Here is a 16932-nt window from a genome sequence, read left to right as displayed (position 1 = left end):
GACTAACCCGGCAGAACAAGGAAAATCAAATGAACTCCCCTGAACTTAACGACTACGACGATGTCGGCGACGCGATCGCCGAAGGCCGTGCCCTTCGCCCGGCACGCGCTTACCGCATCCGCTTCGCACAGGACGGCCTCGATTTCACGCAGCTCCTTGTTTCCGATCCCGTACCTCTCGGTCGCCAGGTCATCGAAGCTGCCGGGCTCGATCCCCGCAAGGGCTATAGCCTCTTCGCCATTATCGCATCCGGCGACTTCGAAGACGTGCGTCTGGACGAAGCGTTCGATCTTCGTGGCAACGGCGCCGAGCGCTTCGTCGCCTTCCTCACCGATCGCGACTACAAGTTCGAGATGAACGGCCGCGAGATGCGGTGGGGAAAGCCTGTGATCAGTGGCCGCGAACTCGCCAAGCTGGCGAAACCTGGTCCGGACGAAGCGGTCTTCCTCGATGTCCGCGACGGGACCGACCGCATGATCGAGCCGTTCGATCTGATCGAACTGAGCGCACCCGGTATCGAACGCTTCGTCACGGCGCCGCGCCCGCCCATCGAGATCATCGTCAACACCCGCAAGAAGCTTGTCCGCGGTCCGACGATCACGTTCGAGGACATCGTCGCGCTGGCGTTTCCGGGTCCCCATGATTCTAACGTCGTGTTCTCGATGACCTACCGCAAGGCGGCGTCTACTCCGCATTCTGGCGAACTGGGCCAGAACGGTTCGATCACCATCAAGCAGGGGACGGTCTTCAATGTCACACGCACTGTTCAGTCGTAGCCCTGACCTCGCGCAGCTGCGCGAGGAAGGCTATTTCATCCAGCTCGTCGGCAGCTATCTTGTCATGCGGGAGGTTCCCTACGTCGACACGGACCGCAAAGTCCGCAAGGGAACCCTCATCTCCACGCTTGCCCTCGCAGGCGACACGACCCGACCGCCGGATACGCACGTCATGCATTTCGACGGCGACTACCCGTGCGGACCGGACGGGAAACCGATCATGGCGATCTCGCACCAGACCCAGCATTTCGAACTGGGTAACGGGCTGACTGCCGAGCATGCCTTCTCAAGCAAGCCTGATGGCGGGTACCGTGACTATCATCACAAAATGACCACCTACGCGTCGATCCTTTCGGGACCGGCCGCAGTCCTGGACAAGTCCGCCACGCCGCGGCCGTATCAGGCGCTGGATGAGGAGGAGGATGCCGATAGCGTCTTCAACTACGTGGAGACAGCCTCGGCGCGCGCCGGCATCGGGGCGCTGACGGCCCGACTCGCCGGTCACCGGGTCGGAATCGTCGGTCTCGGCGGGACAGGAAGCTACATTCTGGATATGGTTGCGAAGACCCCTGTCTCCGAAATCCGGATCTTCGATCCTGACGAATACCTTCAGCACAACGCTTTCCGCGCGCCCGGCGCTCCCACATTGGCTGAGCTTCGCGAGGCGCCGCTGAAGGTCGATTACTTCAAGGCGATCTACGGCCGCATGCACCGTGGTATCACTGCCGTGTCGGCAGCCGTTAAACCGGAAACGCTGCACCTGCTTGAAGATCTGGACTTCGTGTTCCTCAGCCTAGATGCCGGCGAAGCAAAGGCAGCGATTACTACGTGGCTGCACGAGCACTCCGTCCCGTTCATCGATATCGGGATGGGATTGGAGCTCGGTGACCGTGGTCTGACGGGGATCCTGCGCGTTACGACCAGCACGCCGGAGAGCCGCACCGAGGTCGCCGTCAATCCGCGCATTCCGCTCGCAGGCGGCGGGGCGGACGACATCTATGCCTCGAACATCCAGGTGGCAGAGCTCAACGCCTTCAACGCGATCCAGGCCGTCATCAAGTGGAAGAAGTTGTTGGGTTTCTACTGTGACCTCGAGGGTGAACACCATTCCACCTACACGGTCGACGGAAACCTGCTGCTCAACGAGGATCAGTCATGATCAAGCATAAGAGCCTCCAGCACGTCTTCGTCGACAGCTTTCCGAGCAGGCTCAAACCGGGAAAGCTCTATGTCTCCGTCGAATACGGGAGTGTCGCTCACAGCTGCTGCTGCGGGTGTGGCGAGGAGATCGTCACGCCGCTGACACCGACCGACTGGCATATCGTCTACGACGGCGAGACTATCACCCTACACCCGTCGGTCGGCAACTGGACGTTGGCGTGCCGGTCACACTATGTAATCCGCAAAGGAGAGGTTATAGAGGCGCCGGCTTGGTCGGATCGGCAGGTCGCAGCAGAGCGTCGGCGAGACGGCCAGGCGAAGGCCGCGTACTTCGGGACGGCGTCTTCGAGCGTTTTGGGTACCGCCGCTACGCCCGAGCGAGATGCCCCGCAGAATTTGTTACGCGGCGATATCGGCTGGAAGGCGCGATTTCGCAAGTTTTGGACGGAGATTTTCCGATAAACCCGCAAGATTCATCGTGCAATTGGTCCGGAAGCTCGAGCTAGGTGCTGTGAGAGAAACTTCGTTGACGGCTGCGAAATTCCCCAACGACCAACCAATCCTCGGCGCTGTTTCCCATTCTGCCTAGTGGATGGCTACGGGCGGGCGGATTCGGCATGGTTGAGGATTAGTCGAGCGACGGGCAACCAGACGGGAGCATAGGATCCGTTGATCGTCGACTGGCAAGACCCCATTCGGACGGCCGTCAGGGCTAGGAGGAGGCTCTTCTGCGATGAGGCCCAAAGCGGATCGTCCGGTTGAAGCCCCATTCCGGCCGGGCTAGAGCGAGTTTAGTGGGACTTCGTTGCTTAGGTTGAGGAGGTCCGCCATGGCGTATTGGGTCCAGCTTGTTTAACTTTTGCGTCGAGCCCCTGGGCTTTAGCCATCCCAGGGGAAGAGAATCGGGTATGTGAGCGCGCTGCTTCACCCACCATCGCTGACAAACCGCATCGCTTGCCCGCATGACTACAACTTCGCATACCAGACTGCTCTCCCGCAAAATCTCTGATTACTGCCGTATTCGGCTCGACCCCCTTTTCCCCCCTCAAGAAAGCGCGCGCATAAGGGCGTTTCTGCTCAACCTCATCGCTCGGGCTGAAACGCCGCCACGAAAAATCCGCGGTTATGATTGGCAAGAGATCGGCAATCTTTGCAGTCTCGACGATAAAACGATCCGATCTGCCCGGACCGCAATCGAACCAGCATTGGACGCGATCGCTCGAAATACGAAAACTGCGCCGAAGCGGGCGACCATCGCGGGTCGCCGCAACACTGAGCCGCAGCGCCATGAGCGGGAGCGTCCGCAGCCGCCGGCAGGGAAGGCGCCAGTTTCAAGTCGTCATAAGAAGCTCGAGCGGTCGGAGCAGGAGGCTACAGTAGACCGGCAAAAGACCGGCATAAAACCGCGCGCTATCGAGGAGTTCCCAAAACCTCTTTTCGAGGAAGCGCTTGATCACCCGAGCTTCCAGGCGGCGCTGGAATTCCAGATGCGCCGCCATGGCGACAGCTATTGGCATCTACATCGTGCTGTTGTCCAAGACGACGAGAGTCTCGACCGCTCGACAATTCGTCACTGGCTCCAGGGATCAAAATCGCCGCGCAGCGTGGCGAGCATGGAAGTACTGGCTCGGATCGAGCGCCGTTATCGTCTTTCGGCAGGGTATTTTAAAGCGAAACTCCCGCTTCAGACGCGCTCCGCTTCCGGCCACATTCTCGATGATATCGGCCCGGCGGAACGCCGTCGGCTTGCGTGGCACTTGCCTGACGATTTCAACACGCGTCGTTCCGAGGAGCAGGAAGAGATTCTGGAATGGGTTCGGCGCGTGATTATCAGCGGGTCAACTGATTACCGGAAATTCCAGGCGGCCGCGTTGAAGCAGCGTTACGCCATCCGTTTCCCGGGTATCGCCTATGGTCAGTCGGATGCCGCAAGTGACGGCTATCGAGTTCGGCGCGAGCACCATGACGATGATGGTGCTCTTTTAACTGACCCCGACTTGATGTCCGGCGTCATAGACGCCCCGCCTGTGCTTGCGATGGAAATGGCGGATCTGATCCGCTTCAAGACCGCGACACTCACTGCGTTCGGTCTACAGCGCAACGGTGTCTGGGGCGAGGAAACGGCATCGCAGAAGGTTGAGCATCTCGGTTTGATGTTCGGCGCTTTGGCAGCGCATCCACGCGGCCCGGTACGCGGCTACGGCGTGCCGACGCAGCATTTGTCTTTCGGCCTGCTCGTCTTCCCCTCGGTCTGGGATTGGTATGTCCAATGGCGCGAGAGACGGCGCGGGTTCTACACTGCCTGGGAGGTGGACATGCTGCGAATTTCGCTCGCGCTCGCCCGCAAGGAGACTGGCTGGCTGAGGCAGCAACCCCACCTAGCGTCGCGGGTCCGCCCCATCAATGGACTGGTTTCACAGACCGACATTGATCGCGCCCGCGGCGATTGGGAGGACGCCTGCGATGTCTACTTCAAGCATGCCTCCTCCCGCGTGAAGGAGATTCAGCGGATCGCACGTGTGCATCGTGATCCTTTTGAACCAATCATGCCTGTGCTGGAGGCCGATAGCCCAGTGGGTGAGTATCGAAAGATCACGGAAGAGATTCTTCGGCTCATGCCTGATGAGCGCATCCATCGCCGTCCTGCCGCCGAAGCAGTGCGCTCGTTCCTGATGCTTAGGTTCGGGCTGCATCTTGGGTTGCGACAGAAGAACCTTCGTCAGCTGATGGTCAGCGAACGCGGCAGGCTGCCGCGATCTGAGCGTCAGCTTGCAGACATGAAGCGCGGTGAACTCCGCTGGAGCGAGCGCGAAAAGGGCTGGGAGGTGCTCATCCCTTCAGTCGCTTTCAAGAACGCGAACTCGTCCTTTTTCGGGAGTAAGCCATTTAGGCTCGTCCTGCCGAACCTGGGTGGTTTATACGAGCACATCGAAGCGTATATTGATCGCCATCGCCAAGTGCTCCTTGGAGGGACGGAAGACCCCGGCACCTTCTTCATCAAAACGGTGAAAGCGACCAGCAAGGACGCCGCGTACGATCGAAACACGTTTTATGAGGCATGGCGCCTGACCATCCAGCGATATGGCATCTACAACCCGTATACTCAGCGCGGCGCGATCCCCGGTCTCCTCCCGCATGGGCCGCACAATGTTCGTGACGTGCTGGCGACGCACATACTGAAGCAGACTGGCTCATATGAGCAGGCAAGTTACGCGATCCAGGATACACCCGATATGGTGGCGCACCACTACGGTCGTTTTTTGCCGCAAGACAAAGCTGCACTTGCTGCACGGATATTGAACCAAGTCTGGCAGGCGGCTTAAAGAGTAGTGAGAGGCTGATCTCGCACGAAGAAGACCGTCTGGCCTCCGTCAGTGTTGCCAGCCCCAGGCGGAGGCCATTTGCGCTTCAGCGCCGCGCGTGAACGGCCGCAATCGATTGGCCTCCGAACAAGATCTCAAGCCGGCGATCTCATTTATGTTTGAATCCTATTAGCGAGGTATATTTTGGTACTTGGGCGCTTGCGATCACCTTCAGTCGCACAGCGCGCGTCTCAGTAAGGTAAGTCTCCACGCTCGCCAGGAGATGTAGTGCCACTTCTCAGGCTTATTTGCGCAGGAGTGCGGGTTGCAAGCGACCTTCGCGCATCCTAAACGGCAGGCTGTGGACAGAACTCGACCTTGGCGGACAGTCTGCTTTCGGCCCCGAGCGGATGCCGACCAGTTCCACCGTTGAGGGCCGAATCGAAGTAGCGTCGCGCGAGATCATGAGGCAATTGCGGAATCGATTCTGCGGCGTTGCTGACTTGGTCGACACGCTGTGCGGGGGCGTTCCTCGGAAGAGCGCTACCGCCTTTCCCCCCACTCGGAAACCCCGCGATACTTCCTACGCTGTTGGGCGTGATGACCTGTATCGGTGTTGCAAAGACCAGTGGGCGAGGGCAATCTGACTCGAAAGCCGACCGGCTTCCCCACACCGGCTGCCAGGAGCAGTTACATGGCTTTCTCAAGAGCGGACATCGGACTGCAGCGTCGCGCGGTCCGTTGTCCGCTTCTCCCGTTACACAAACAGCGGATTAGGCAACGAGCGTCCGGTCAGTTTGCGTCGAGACGCTAGGTGACTGGGGCACGCCTATCCTTCGACCGCCTTCACCTGCCGAACGATCCAGTCAAACGCGGAGATCAACTTTGTGGCTCCAGTTGGATCTTTGGCCGCTTGCGTCAGTGATACCGAAGCCCAGCGGTTCAACGACGACTCGTCGAGGGTCACCCCATCCACCTCAGCGAAGCGAAGCATCATCTCCCGACGCTGTTCTATGTCGCCGAAAACCGGCTTGCCTTCCAATGACTTGAACTGCAGCCACACCTTACCCTCCGTGGAGAGGTAAGCTGGATTGATAGCCACTCCTTGAGGTTTCAGGAGCGGATAGACTGAGCCATTCTCCCGGCCCGTACCGAAGACAAGCGGCAGGCCCGTTCCTTTCATCCATTCGAGCAAGGCCTTCGCAACAGCAACTTCCTCGACCGGGTATTTGTCCTCGAACGCGGCGATCAGGCGATCCTCGGTCCAGCGAGTACCCTTCACGGCTTCCTTCCTGCCGGCAGCTTCTCTGGTCTGCCCGAACACCATGGGCACTATGGTACGAAGGCCTTCGCCGGCGAACTGCCTAAGTTCCAGCGCGAGCACTTCCGCCGGGTTCATTTGTACGTTGAGGAACTCAACAATACGGCGGAGCTCTGTGGGTATGTGGTCCGCCACGAATAGGAGCCGCAACTTCCCTGCGTGTATATTCGTGCCGACCGCGCTCCAGAACCATTCAGCAGTGACCTGCGGACCAAGGAACTCAGTCAGCGCCGCATCTACGTCAGTTCCGGCCTGCACACACGTTGTCTCGAAAGCGGCCGCAATCCGTTCGGCGCTCCAAAAAGACTGGAAGTTCGCGGCGTAGTCGAGCATCTGCCCAACCACCTCGCGACGCAGTCGACTATCGGATTGCCGCTTGACCTCCACCAGCGTCGGGACGCCGTCCTGATCCAGAAAAAGGTGGTCGAGGGACCATCGCGATGCCTCTTCTTCATGTCCGATGGACAACTCCTGCCGAACCAGCACGAAGCGCCTAGGACTATCGGGGTCGATTTGGTCGCCGACCAGTAGTGAAGGAAACTTCGAGAGCAGCTTCTGGAAATCGAGCTCCGCCGCGAAATGGGCTGGCTGCATCGGAACGAGAGCCTGGTCGGCCTGCAACACGAATACCCCAGATTGCGCCGGCATTGGTCCTCCGTTGCGTTCGGACCCAGTGCAGTTGGGCCAACCCGATTAGCATCACGCGTTCTGCACTTGGATGTCCAGACTGGAATTCGGCGTCGATGGTCGAGCGCGGATCGTTGCAGTAACTTTCCGTCCCATCCAAATCTTGCTGGCCACTCGACGTTCCTCGTATCGGACCGTCCTGAGACGGCTCCCTTTAAGACTTCACTATATCTTCATCCAATGATCGCTTTGCTCCTCCGGCCGGCCATTGATCACAGACTTATTCGATCCTTAAGCAGGGGGTTCGCACATTGCGGCCGCGCTAGTTGGCCAGCGCTGGATCCAAGGGCCTAGGGAATATTCGCCAGTCATCGTGCAGCTGGTCGTCGGGTCGCCGAAAGGACGCAGGGGAGGATATGTCAGGTTGCTCAGTCCTTCCATTGAGATCGCGACCACGCCAAGATTCTCTTCGCGCGAGCCTCCACCGCAGCCTTGTTCCACTTTCCTTTCTCGATCAGTTTCGCGACCTCAATGGAGGATAAGAGGCCGCACGATGAATACGTCTCTGCTTTCAAGGACGGGTCTTTGTCCTTTAAGCTTGAATTCACTCCTGGCGGGAGCATCATTAGATTTCCGAGATGATGAATATAGCTAACGCCAGAGCTTTGAGGTTTGATGTGTTCGACAGATCTGGCGGGCTCTTCCGCCCAGATCTTGTTCCATTGATACTCGTTTAATTTTTGGCCCGCTTTGGCCGCAAGATGCTCATCATACCTATAAAAAAGATATCGCAACTCCTGCGTCCAACCCTCATAGCAATTTGAGGGGTCAAACTCTTTCATCACATCTGATATCGCATAGTCCTTTCCGAGGTCGCTTAAGCAGCGCATGATATCGGAGCAAGATAGATTCTCGTTCGCAATGCTCCAAGCTAGGCGTGTGTAGTCTCCCACCTTAGTTCGCGCATCCGCCCATTTCAGGCCATAGATTCTGAACGAGATGCGCTCCCACCGGCCAAGAATACTCGCTTGCTCGGCAGACGGAAACTTGCGAAGCAACACGGCGACGGCGACTAGCCGGGCCTGCAGAATTTGTGTGACGGCGTGCCAGCGATGATTCGCAAGAAGTCGCTCTTCGGCCTTGACCACGGCCTGTACCCATTTTGCGCAGTCGACAATTTTCTTGGGCTTGGTCCCTGCTAACTCAACCAACCGCTGCACTGAAACGGCCTCACTGAGAGGTCGCGACGGCGCCGATCCCGCTCTTAGAGTCCCCGCAAATCGAACGGTTTCAGCGGTTAGGTACTTCCGCTTGCCAATCGTGCGATAGATATCCTGCCAGATAAGGTGGAGTTCTTTTATCGCGTCGGCGCGTCCGGCATTTGCCCCCTGCTCGAAGATTAAGCCCATAAGCTGAGTTTTGAATTTGTCGATCCAGCTGACATCGAGTCCACGACTGTTGAGAACCTCAAAGACTCTATAGACGAGGCCTTCGTCCTCGACCGAGTGGAAAATTGCCCAAAGACGGTTCCGAATGACGCCAATAAGTTTCGTCAGCGTCTCGCCATTTGACTGCCATTGGATAACGAATTCCTCGCTTTCAGCTATCGCATCGGTGATGTTTTGATCCGCGGATGTGAGGGCCATAGGGTTAGGAATGGTGCCATCGCGAATGTAATCTGCAAAAATATGGCTTGAATCGTGGTTCGTTTGAAGGAGCAACAGACTGAGGTCGTCGCCCTTCACCAGCAATTCCGACAACTCGCCTGACAACTTATTTTCCGTCTTGTCGTTTGTATTAAGAGCTTTCTGAATCGCTTTAAGCAGGATCACAAGCGTGGTGATACGCTGTTGCCCATCGACGATTTCGACGACAGTAAATTGGTCGGCAACGATCTGCTTTCGCTCTCTCGAGAGGCCAACGATCGTCGCCATGAAGTGGTCTTCGTTGGAATTTCCAACCCGCCTGATGTCGCCGAACAAGTCGTCCCTTTGCTTTTTGCCCCAAGCATAAGCCCGTTGGTACTCGGGGATACGAAATAGCCGTCCATTCAGGAGATTGTTCAGATTAAAAAGTTGTGGCTGGAGTTGCATATGCTTCCTACATCGGAACGTCACGGGAGAGCCACTTTAAGCTATCCAGAGACGTCGGTTCTACGGGAAAGATCAGTCCACTGTCCTGATGCAGAGCGCAGGAGCGGTCAGTCTGCTGACGACCCCAAAGTCGACATCCGAACATTTGCTCTGCAAAGTTCGCTTCTGGCGCCTCTGCGACGTTGGTTGGCACCACAAGATGGCAGGCTCCATAGCGCTGTCCGCAGCAGTCGGCAACTTAGAACAACAGTGAATGCGCGCACGCAGCAGACATCGCGTCTCAGAAACGTTCCGACAAAGATTTCGACGCTGCGGGATTCGGAGTCTGTCCCAAACGCCTGTCGCTCTAGCCGCGAGCCTCGACCACGGCCCGAAGGCCCGACAGTTGCAGCCGCAGGGTTGCCTGCGGGATCATGGCCGCGGGGTTCCGGAACTTCTTGATCGTCGGGTTGGTTTCATCCACCCCGTAGATACGCCACAGCTCGTAGTCGTCGCCGTATTTCAGCGCCAATGCGAATTCGGCTGCCGACCACTCGAAACGCCCGTCGTCTCCCGTCGTCGATTTCACCTCGATATAGATCGTGCGTCCAACCGGCGAGATCGACCGCACGTCATGGTCGGCGCCGGGATTGGTTTTCGAGATCCAGACCACATGCTTCTCTGCGTCGGCGAGCCCTGTCGCCTTTACTCGATCTAGTTCTTCGTTGTACGCCAGCTCCTCGCCCCGAAGACCGTGTAGGCGATCCCGTTCCATTTCAGCGGGGCTGCGGTAGCTGAAGCCGCCGCCGTAGCCTCCGCCTTGGCCGCCGGTTTGGGCGATCGGCGCGCCGCTGACCGGCGCCACCGTCGCATGCACAGAAGCGATCGGAGGCAGCTGCCTGAGGATCGGCTGTGCAGCTACGGCCGCGTTGGAGGTTTTGCCGAGCACCGACCCGACAGAAGGTGTCCGGGCCGCGACGTCCGTCATCAACTGGCCCAGCAGATCGTTCACCACAGCCTCCGCCTGCGCGGCGGGGCGCATCTCCTCGAAGAGCTGCTCCTCGGTCTGGTTTCTGGTCCACTTCGGGGTCAGCCCGCGGCTCGTCAGATAGCTGCGAATATCGGCAACGCTCTGCGCCGCCAGCAATGGCAGGATAGCGGAAGCCAACGCGCGGATGTCGTCCAGCCGTTCCGCACCAGCCAGCTCGGCGAGCACGGCTGCCACGGCCAACCTGTACTCGAAAAGGTTCCGCGGGGGCTGCAAAGCGATCTCGCCGTTCGACGCCGCGTGCGTAGACAGCACAGTCGCGGACGTCCCGCCGATTGTGAAGGTCTTTTGGATGACGCTGTAGAACTGGACCTTCGTCACCGCCGAGAGGCGTCCCTGCATTTCGCCCAGGGTCCGGTCGTTTAGGTACGAGATGTTCCGGTTGGTCGCCCACCGCAGCTCGCGGAGAGCGATCGCGAAGTCCGGATCGTGCAGCATGCCGAGAAGCTCGGCCTCGTGCGCAGGCTGATACCAGGACGGCCGCTTCTGCTCACCGCCCGTCGATACCGAAGGACTGCCACACACCTCGCTCAGCCGCCTCAGCCCGGATTTGCCGAAGAAAGCGACCCCGCCATCCGCGATATCCGCGAAAGAGATCGCGTCGTCCCCCTGGGATACTGCGATGGCGAGTTCCGGAAAGTCATTCTCAAGCAGGGTGCCGTTAGCTAAGTCGCCCCGCGAGTGCAGGGTGCTGGCGGTTGACAGGAACACCCTGGCGTCATTCCCGATGCCGTCCGGGAGCCCGAGATTGCCTCGCCGCGAGTAGCACTGCCGCAGCGCAGCGCACTCGAAGGCGTCTGGGCGCCACCCCGTCTCGGCTTTGGAGCCAATTCCGGTGAACAGGATAGACCAGTGCCTCTCGGCGATCACGCGCTGGGCGCCGAGAGAAGCGTAAGCCTTCTGCAGCTCGGCTCCGTGTATGACGGGGAACACTAGGTCGAAACAGCGAGGGATCGTCGAGCCGACGAGTGTGTTCTCGGGAGAATGGTATGCACCGTCCGCCCAGAGGATCGGGTCCAACTTCAACGACGAAACCGCCTTCCTCTCATCGGCCATGATCGCGACGAACGCGCTGTAGAAGACCACCGGGTTCTTGGGGCCCGTCCCCGCGGATCTCCATTGTTGCAGTATGGCGAGCAGCGTCGCGTATGGCGGCAGGCGATGGACCTTGGTCGCCTTTGTCAAAACGGCGGAAACCGGACCGACGATCTTGGTTTCGTCGTCCAGGATTACGCGGTTCAGATCGGTGTCCGCATGCAGCGACCGCGGCTCGGAAAGCCCGCCCGCCGCGTTCCGCATGAAAGCCACCTTCCCCAGCCTCGAAAGCTCACCGGGAGTGAACAGCTTGAGGTGACGGACCAACAGGGCGTCGCAAACGTTTGGATCAGCGCCACCACCGGCGACCAGTTCGGCGTACGACACAAGGTCCTTCGAGGAGAGCCTCCGCCGAATGGAAAGCTTTGTCATCAGGCCCGAATTCCTGGAGACGGCGGCAGCCGGCGCCTTAACCGCCTCCCCTAGGGCCTTCATTAGTTCCGCTGGAAGCTGGACCAAATCGTCGGGCGCATGCCAGCTGCCTCCTTTGGCCTTCAACACAGGACTTCGCCTGATCTGACTGATCGAACGCCTGTTGAGGCCTTCTGCGCCGGCTAGAAGGTGCCGATAGAGCGCCCCGACCTCGCTTTCATCCACGGTGCCGACCGCGGCACGTTGCGCAATGTCGACGGCCCAGTCGTTTATGTCGAACTGCTTCGCCAAACTGCGGACGACGCGGCTGCCGAACAGCGCGGGATGGAGCCTGAGTCCCGTCGGAACGGGACAAGCGTCCCATATCTCCTCCGGGACTACGACCAAGTCGGCCGCTCCGTGCATCGAGCCGTCGGCGGCGAGCGTCGATGGGGATTTCGCGATGTCCGTCCGGTTATTTGCAGACAGGTTCTTAGAGATCGCATCCAAAGCCTTGCCGAAAGACGCCTGAAGGGCGACCTGGCCCATGCTGCCGGAGTGATCTGGATAGTGGAAGTGCGCCTCGCCCTCCTTTGCTTTTGATACGAGAGCGGTTCCGTTCGGGTCGGTGCTGCAGCGGAGTCTGACGAGCGCGTTCGGCGTGAACGGCTTTGCGCCCGCGGCTGCTGCCATCTCGAGTACCTTTGGCGAAGCGGAAAGGTCAGATCGCACGTCCCGTACGCTGCCTAAGAAACCTCTCAGCAAGGGATGGCTCGGGATTACAAGTTCTCTGGCCGAAGCGAACACTCCCGCCTTCTCCGTCGCCCAGCACTCCCGCGAGGCCAGTTCGGACGCGATGCCATCCATAAACCACGGCCGTTTGGGTGGTACCGAGGGCGCTAGGGCAAGGTATGCGTCGGCCCCGAACGACTCCACCCAATCCTTGGTGAGGAGATCCGCTGACAGCGCCGCGGCTTGCCCGGCAAGCCACTCGTTCCAATCGTTAGCCACGACTTCCGAGCGATCAACATTGAGTTCGAACGGCCCACTAACACTGGCGACCACGCCGGTGAGCGCCCCTGGCGCTTTCAGGGGATAGTGGAAATGGCCTTGCTGCTGCAGCTGGATCCGCTTGCGCTTGACCGGCAGAGACACGGCCACTCTAACCCTTTTCCGAGGCCCGTCGTAGTAGCCGGGAAACGGCGGGGCAGATACCTCGGAGGAGCGCTCGACGTATCTGCCATATTCGATCTCTTCGAATGTCGAGGTCTCGCTTTGGTCGGGAGCCGCGGACACCCACCTCTCCAGCTTGCCGACGCGACGGATAGCGTCCACGCCCTTGACGGAACACTGTTCTTTAGCCGACGTCTGCACCCAGAGCAGGTTTTTCCCGGTACGAACCGAAACCAATTCGAGCCGCCTGATACCGCGGGCCTTGCCTACCAACGACAGCTTCCCAAGCGTATTGAAAAGCTCGGCGGCCATGCCTTCAACCGCGGCGGCCTCGCGTTCGACGTTAAACGCGGTCAGCTTGCCCGAATCCCGGTCCCGGAAAGGCACGTAGATCGTGACACCTGCATTTCCTTCGCTTGTCGGATCGGGCACGCGCTTCGTGCCGAGAGTTGGCAGATCCATGACGGCCATGGCGCCGTTCGACCTCACGTGGATGCGATCGCCAAACAGGAAAAGTGATCTCAGGCCGAAATTCTTGGAGCCGATCCCATGCTCCTTAGGCGCCACCTCTAAGACGCCCGCGCTGGTGTCGCCGACTACCCGTCCGACTCCGACGATGACGCTGAGCCGGCTCCAACCCCGCTGGTCGATCTGACGGCCACTTCCCTTAATGGTGAGCCCCTCTTTGCCGAACGCAACGACCATCGTCTCGCCGCCAGCGTCGAACTCGTTCTGCACAAGCTCCCGCAGCACGTCTATCGGATCGTGGCCGAGGACGAACTGTTCGACGAACGATGCCCCAATTGACTGGTTGAAATCGCTCGCCTGGAAATCGGGCGGCGTCCATGGCGCCTCGATCGACTCTCCGGCATCTGGTGTGGTCGTGCGCCTTCTCCGCGCCTTCGCGAACGTCGCTTCCATGCAAATCCTCCGGCCGCAGTATCTTCGTACGAGAGTTCTGCAAGCGGGGTCGCAACGCCGTTCAGAAGAAGTTTCCCGTGTTGCCCACCCTAGCACCTCGACCTAACACTTCTCTAGGCACAGAATCTTGGCGAAACAGGTGTCTGATGTCAGATAGCCCTGCGTGCGCAGGAGCACGTGAGAATTGTATGGCGGACCGCTGCTTAGCAGCGTCATACAACTGTCAAATAGCGCGTTCATGGGTATCCCGCCGATCGTAAGGATTGGCAGCCTGGGTGACGCGGCGGACACAGTGGATAAAGCGATCCCAAATCCGGTAGATAGCGTGAACCCAGCTGTGATCGGGGTTACTTTGGACAAACTGGCTGCGGTCAGCTAATCATCGAGCATGCTACCTAAGAAGGGTGAGGATCTGGTGAGCGAAACGGATAAGGGAATAGTCTACCTCGCCTGTCCATACACGGACCCTGATCGGCAGGTAAGGGAACTAAGGTTTCGATCTGCTACAGAAGCAGCTGCTGCCTTGATATCGCAGGGCCGCATTGTCTTCAGCCCAATCACGATGACGCATCCAATCGATGTAGTTTTAAGTAAAGAAGCCGGTACGCTTGGGTCGGATTTTTGGGTTTCGTTCGACGAAGCATTTATGAATGCGTGTAGCGAGATTGTCTTGCTACAAATCGGCGGGTGGAGAGAAAGCAAAGGAATCGCACGCGAGATTGACCATTTCTACCGCAGGCAAAAGCCGATCTCCATCATGACTGAAACGCACATTCAAAAGCCCTTATTGCCAATGGAGTTGCGGCAGCTCCTGCGAGAAGTGCGGCAATTAGTATAAGTCGTATTCCCATAGAAAAACCTCTGTCGTGCCACCCTCCTGTTGTCATCTTATCCTTTCTGTAAAGGAGCAGGCCGGCCATCGTTAGAATGCACGCTGCGTATGTATTGTACAATGGCGTCATACGCGTGATGGCTGTCATCCCCAAAATGAACAAGGTCCAACACATTGTGATTATGGGGCCTTTACTGACGTTTTTGTCGCCCAATATGCCACCCGCATAGACGTACAACGCTTCGCTAATAAAGGCCTTACGCGGCGTCGTGTCATCAAGTCTGTATTTGCCGTAGTGTTCCCTAACAGTCAGGAAATCCCAAACCGTATACAGGATGAAGATAGCACAAAGTATCGGCAGAAAAAAATTTGAGTGACTAGAAGTCAGAAGCATAAATAGATATATAAGTACAAGCAATATATCTATCGCAAAACGACTTGTGCCGTTAAGGGGTTTGGATTGTATCGACATCAGGTACCCATCCCAGCTAGAGACGGTTGCAATAAGCGCCGTCAATAGGATAAGGATTTGCTTCCACTCATCGGGAAGCGGTGCTTGCCCCAATCGAACCCATTCCATCCTGGACATAGCAAAACCGACGCCGACACTGATAGCGACGGCGAAAAGCCTGCGCATGAAGTCGTCTCGAATTTTGGCGCGAGCGACAACTGGATCATCTACAGCCACGATTTTCCCCCATCCTAGTATTACTCTTACGACAGAATCTGGCTCGGCAAAACAGTCCTTTGGGACCGGGCGGAACCCCGAGTTTTTTGACTAAAGCGCGTCGAAGACGGTGCAGGTGACTCGCTTAAGCGTTCGTTTTGATGCATGTCGTTGTCTAAAACGGCTACACACTTCTCGGCGACATGCATTAGGCCACTAAGATTTAAGATCGTTAGTCAGGATTGCAGCTACCTCCTGGGCGAGGCTGTCTTCTTCCGCCTCGATGGGATCTGCATCGAGACTGATCAGGCCGTTGTAGAGGCTAAAGGAGCCAATCCCGCCTAGCAGTGTAACGGGTGCTTGGGCTGGGGCGCGCCCGGCATGAAGCAGCATCACATGGCGGGCTGCGTACTTGGCGCCATAAAGCACGACCTGGTTGACATCATCCCGCACCGGTTTGCTCGTAGCTGGCTTATATTTTGCGTCAATGACCAGCCGCACTGTACCGTCGATCTCGATCACAATATCCGGTGTTACGTCGACATTTTTGACGCCAGGTTCGACTGGGTCCAGCAGCAGCTTGCTGGCACCTCCTGGTGGCGCATTGTTCCCATCTTTGACTACGATTCGCGGGTTGTCTTGTAATCGGTCGGCCAGAACCCGCCGGACATAAGCTTCAAAGATCGTGGCCATGTCGATGACGATTGATGGCAAGATGGCCATTCCATTATTGCCCCGGATGGACAGCCCCGAGTCCGAAATCACGAGCTGCGCGAGCATCAATGCATCAGCGTAGTTCTCATGCTGCACGGGAAGATGTTTCACCATGTCCGTAACGGCTTGCGGTGTCATCTCCGAGCGCGACGGCAAGGCAACATCTTCGAGACGGGCGAGCACACGTCGGATTCGTAACAGCCGCGCGCGTTGGCTTTGGTTTTGCGTCCCAAGATAGCGGGACAGCAACTTTTCAAATGCCAGGCGCAACAGGCGGTTGGGTCCAAAATCGACTGTCCTGTGAAAAGCAGAGGACGCGGCCACAGGCTGGCCGGCCTTCGCTGTCCGCCACGCACTCTCGAACGCATCGATCCGACCAACAGGCGACGTGCCGATGCGTCGCCGACGTTCGTAGGTCTTAATGAGACCACTCTCCCAGACGCGATCGAAGGAATGCAGCATTTGATCGGTCAGCACGTCGAACAGGGAATCTGGCCGCTCGTGACTCAGCGCGAACTGCCGTGTGTATTTTTGCAGAACGCGTGGGGTGTAGCCTGCGGCCATACCAATCAGGCGCTCAAGATTGCCGATTGGGACTCTTGGAGCGACTTCCAGCGCATATTGATCGTTCAGCGGGATATAGCCGACCCATCCGCCGCACTGAATCGCCGGCTTGCCATTACTAAAGACAGGCTTGAAGAGCTTCCGGACATCCTCGTAGAGATCAAGACTTCCATCGGGCCTGATCAATGCCGGGGGCAGTACCTTAATCTCATGTTCGACGCCTCTGATTGGCGTTCGAGAAATCTGACGTGACACCGCTTGGCCACGCCCGCTGAGCGCCTCGCTGAGTTCGATAACGCCGGCCATCG

Annotated in this window: 10 protein-coding genes; 5 read left to right on the top strand and 5 right to left on the bottom strand. The window is 58.3% G+C overall.

Features of this window, described 5'->3' with window-relative positions:
• Positions 1–29 precede the first annotated feature (29 nt).
• The 4 genes from NKI31_RS12825 (at position 30) to NKI31_RS12810 (ending at position 5260) form a co-directional block, all read left to right on the top strand.
• On the top strand, positions 30–776 hold the full coding sequence (locus tag NKI31_RS12825) for a multiubiquitin domain-containing protein (protein ID WP_352651751.1): 747 nt from the start codon (positions 30–32) through the stop codon (positions 774–776).
• Positions 751–1935 carry a ThiF family adenylyltransferase gene (locus NKI31_RS12820; protein ID WP_352651750.1) on the top strand — a complete coding sequence of 395 codons (1185 nt, stop codon included), beginning with the start codon at positions 751–753 and terminating at the stop codon, positions 1933–1935. Before NKI31_RS12825 ends, NKI31_RS12820 begins: the two co-directional genes overlap by 26 nt.
• Positions 1932–2399, top strand: coding sequence for a ubiquitination-like system serine protease family protein (locus NKI31_RS12815; RefSeq protein ID WP_352651749.1), 468 nt, complete (start codon positions 1932–1934; stop codon positions 2397–2399). The genes NKI31_RS12820 and NKI31_RS12815 overlap by 4 nt, the downstream gene beginning before the upstream one ends.
• Positions 2400–2899: 500 nt before the next feature.
• Positions 2900–5260, top strand: coding sequence for a hypothetical protein (locus tag NKI31_RS12810; protein WP_352651748.1), 2361 nt, complete (start codon positions 2900–2902; stop codon positions 5258–5260).
• A gap of 808 nt (positions 5261–6068) precedes the next feature.
• Here NKI31_RS12810 and NKI31_RS12805 read toward each other — a convergent pair.
• The 3 genes from NKI31_RS12805 to NKI31_RS12795 all read right to left on the bottom strand — a co-directional run bounded on the left by NKI31_RS12805 (position 6069) and on the right by NKI31_RS12795 (position 13847).
• Positions 6069–7208, bottom strand: a complete 1140-nt coding sequence (locus tag NKI31_RS12805; protein ID WP_352651747.1) for a hypothetical protein — start codon at positions 7206–7208, stop codon at positions 6069–6071.
• 407 nt (positions 7209–7615) lie between these two features.
• Entirely contained in the window at positions 7616–9280 is a 1665-nt protein-coding gene (locus NKI31_RS12800; protein WP_352651746.1) for a DUF262 domain-containing protein, read from the bottom strand.
• Between the two features lie 346 nt (positions 9281–9626).
• A complete protein-coding gene (locus NKI31_RS12795; RefSeq protein WP_352651745.1) occupies positions 9627–13847 on the bottom strand; it encodes a protein NO VEIN domain-containing protein in 4221 nt (1406 codons plus the stop codon).
• A 388-nt stretch (positions 13848–14235) separates the two neighbouring features.
• Here NKI31_RS12795 and NKI31_RS12790 point away from each other — a divergent pair, with 388 nt between their 5' ends.
• Positions 14236–14685: a DUF1937 family protein gene (locus NKI31_RS12790; RefSeq protein WP_352651744.1), complete on the top strand. Its 450-nt coding sequence runs from the start codon at positions 14236–14238 to the stop codon at positions 14683–14685.
• Here the strand turns inward: NKI31_RS12790 and NKI31_RS12785 are convergent.
• On the bottom strand, positions 14603–15367 hold the full coding sequence (locus NKI31_RS12785; RefSeq protein ID WP_352651787.1) for a hypothetical protein: 765 nt from the start codon (positions 15365–15367) through the stop codon (positions 14603–14605). The two genes, NKI31_RS12790 and NKI31_RS12785, sit on opposite strands and share 83 nt — an antisense overlap.
• 195 nt (positions 15368–15562) lie before the next feature.
• Complete coding sequence (locus tag NKI31_RS12780; RefSeq protein ID WP_352651743.1) at positions 15563–16930, bottom strand: 5-methylcytosine restriction system specificity protein McrC; 1368 nt, start codon at positions 16928–16930, stop codon at positions 15563–15565.
• Positions 16931–16932: the final 2 nt, after the last annotated feature.

The organism is Mesorhizobium sp. M0659 (assembly GCF_040320605.1).
GTDB lineage: Bacteria > Pseudomonadota > Alphaproteobacteria > Rhizobiales > Rhizobiaceae > Mesorhizobium.
The sequence above is the reverse complement of the archived record's forward strand: the minus strand, read 5'-3'. Positions and strand labels throughout refer to the sequence as shown.

Excerpts from the sequence above, each read along its gene's own strand:
- NKI31_RS12825 (WP_352651751.1), top strand. The coding sequence starts at position 30 with ATGAACTCCCCTGAACTTAACGACTACGACGATGTCGGCGACGCGATC.
- NKI31_RS12820 (WP_352651750.1), top strand. The coding sequence starts at position 751 with ATGTCACACGCACTGTTCAGTCGTAGCCCTGACCTCGCGCAGCTGCGC.
- NKI31_RS12815 (WP_352651749.1), top strand. The coding sequence starts at position 1,932 with ATGATCAAGCATAAGAGCCTCCAGCACGTCTTCGTCGACAGCTTTCCG.
- NKI31_RS12810 (WP_352651748.1), top strand. The coding sequence starts at position 2,900 with ATGACTACAACTTCGCATACCAGACTGCTCTCCCGCAAAATCTCTGAT.
- NKI31_RS12805 (WP_352651747.1), bottom strand. The coding sequence starts at position 7,208 with ATGCCGGCGCAATCTGGGGTATTCGTGTTGCAGGCCGACCAGGCTCTC.
- NKI31_RS12800 (WP_352651746.1), bottom strand. The coding sequence starts at position 9,280 with ATGCAACTCCAGCCACAACTTTTTAATCTGAACAATCTCCTGAATGGA.
- NKI31_RS12795 (WP_352651745.1), bottom strand. The coding sequence starts at position 13,847 with ATGGAAGCGACGTTCGCGAAGGCGCGGAGAAGGCGCACGACCACACCA.
- NKI31_RS12790 (WP_352651744.1), top strand. The coding sequence starts at position 14,236 with ATGCTACCTAAGAAGGGTGAGGATCTGGTGAGCGAAACGGATAAGGGA.
- NKI31_RS12780 (WP_352651743.1), bottom strand. The coding sequence starts at position 16,930 with ATGGCCGGCGTTATCGAACTCAGCGAGGCGCTCAGCGGGCGTGGCCAA.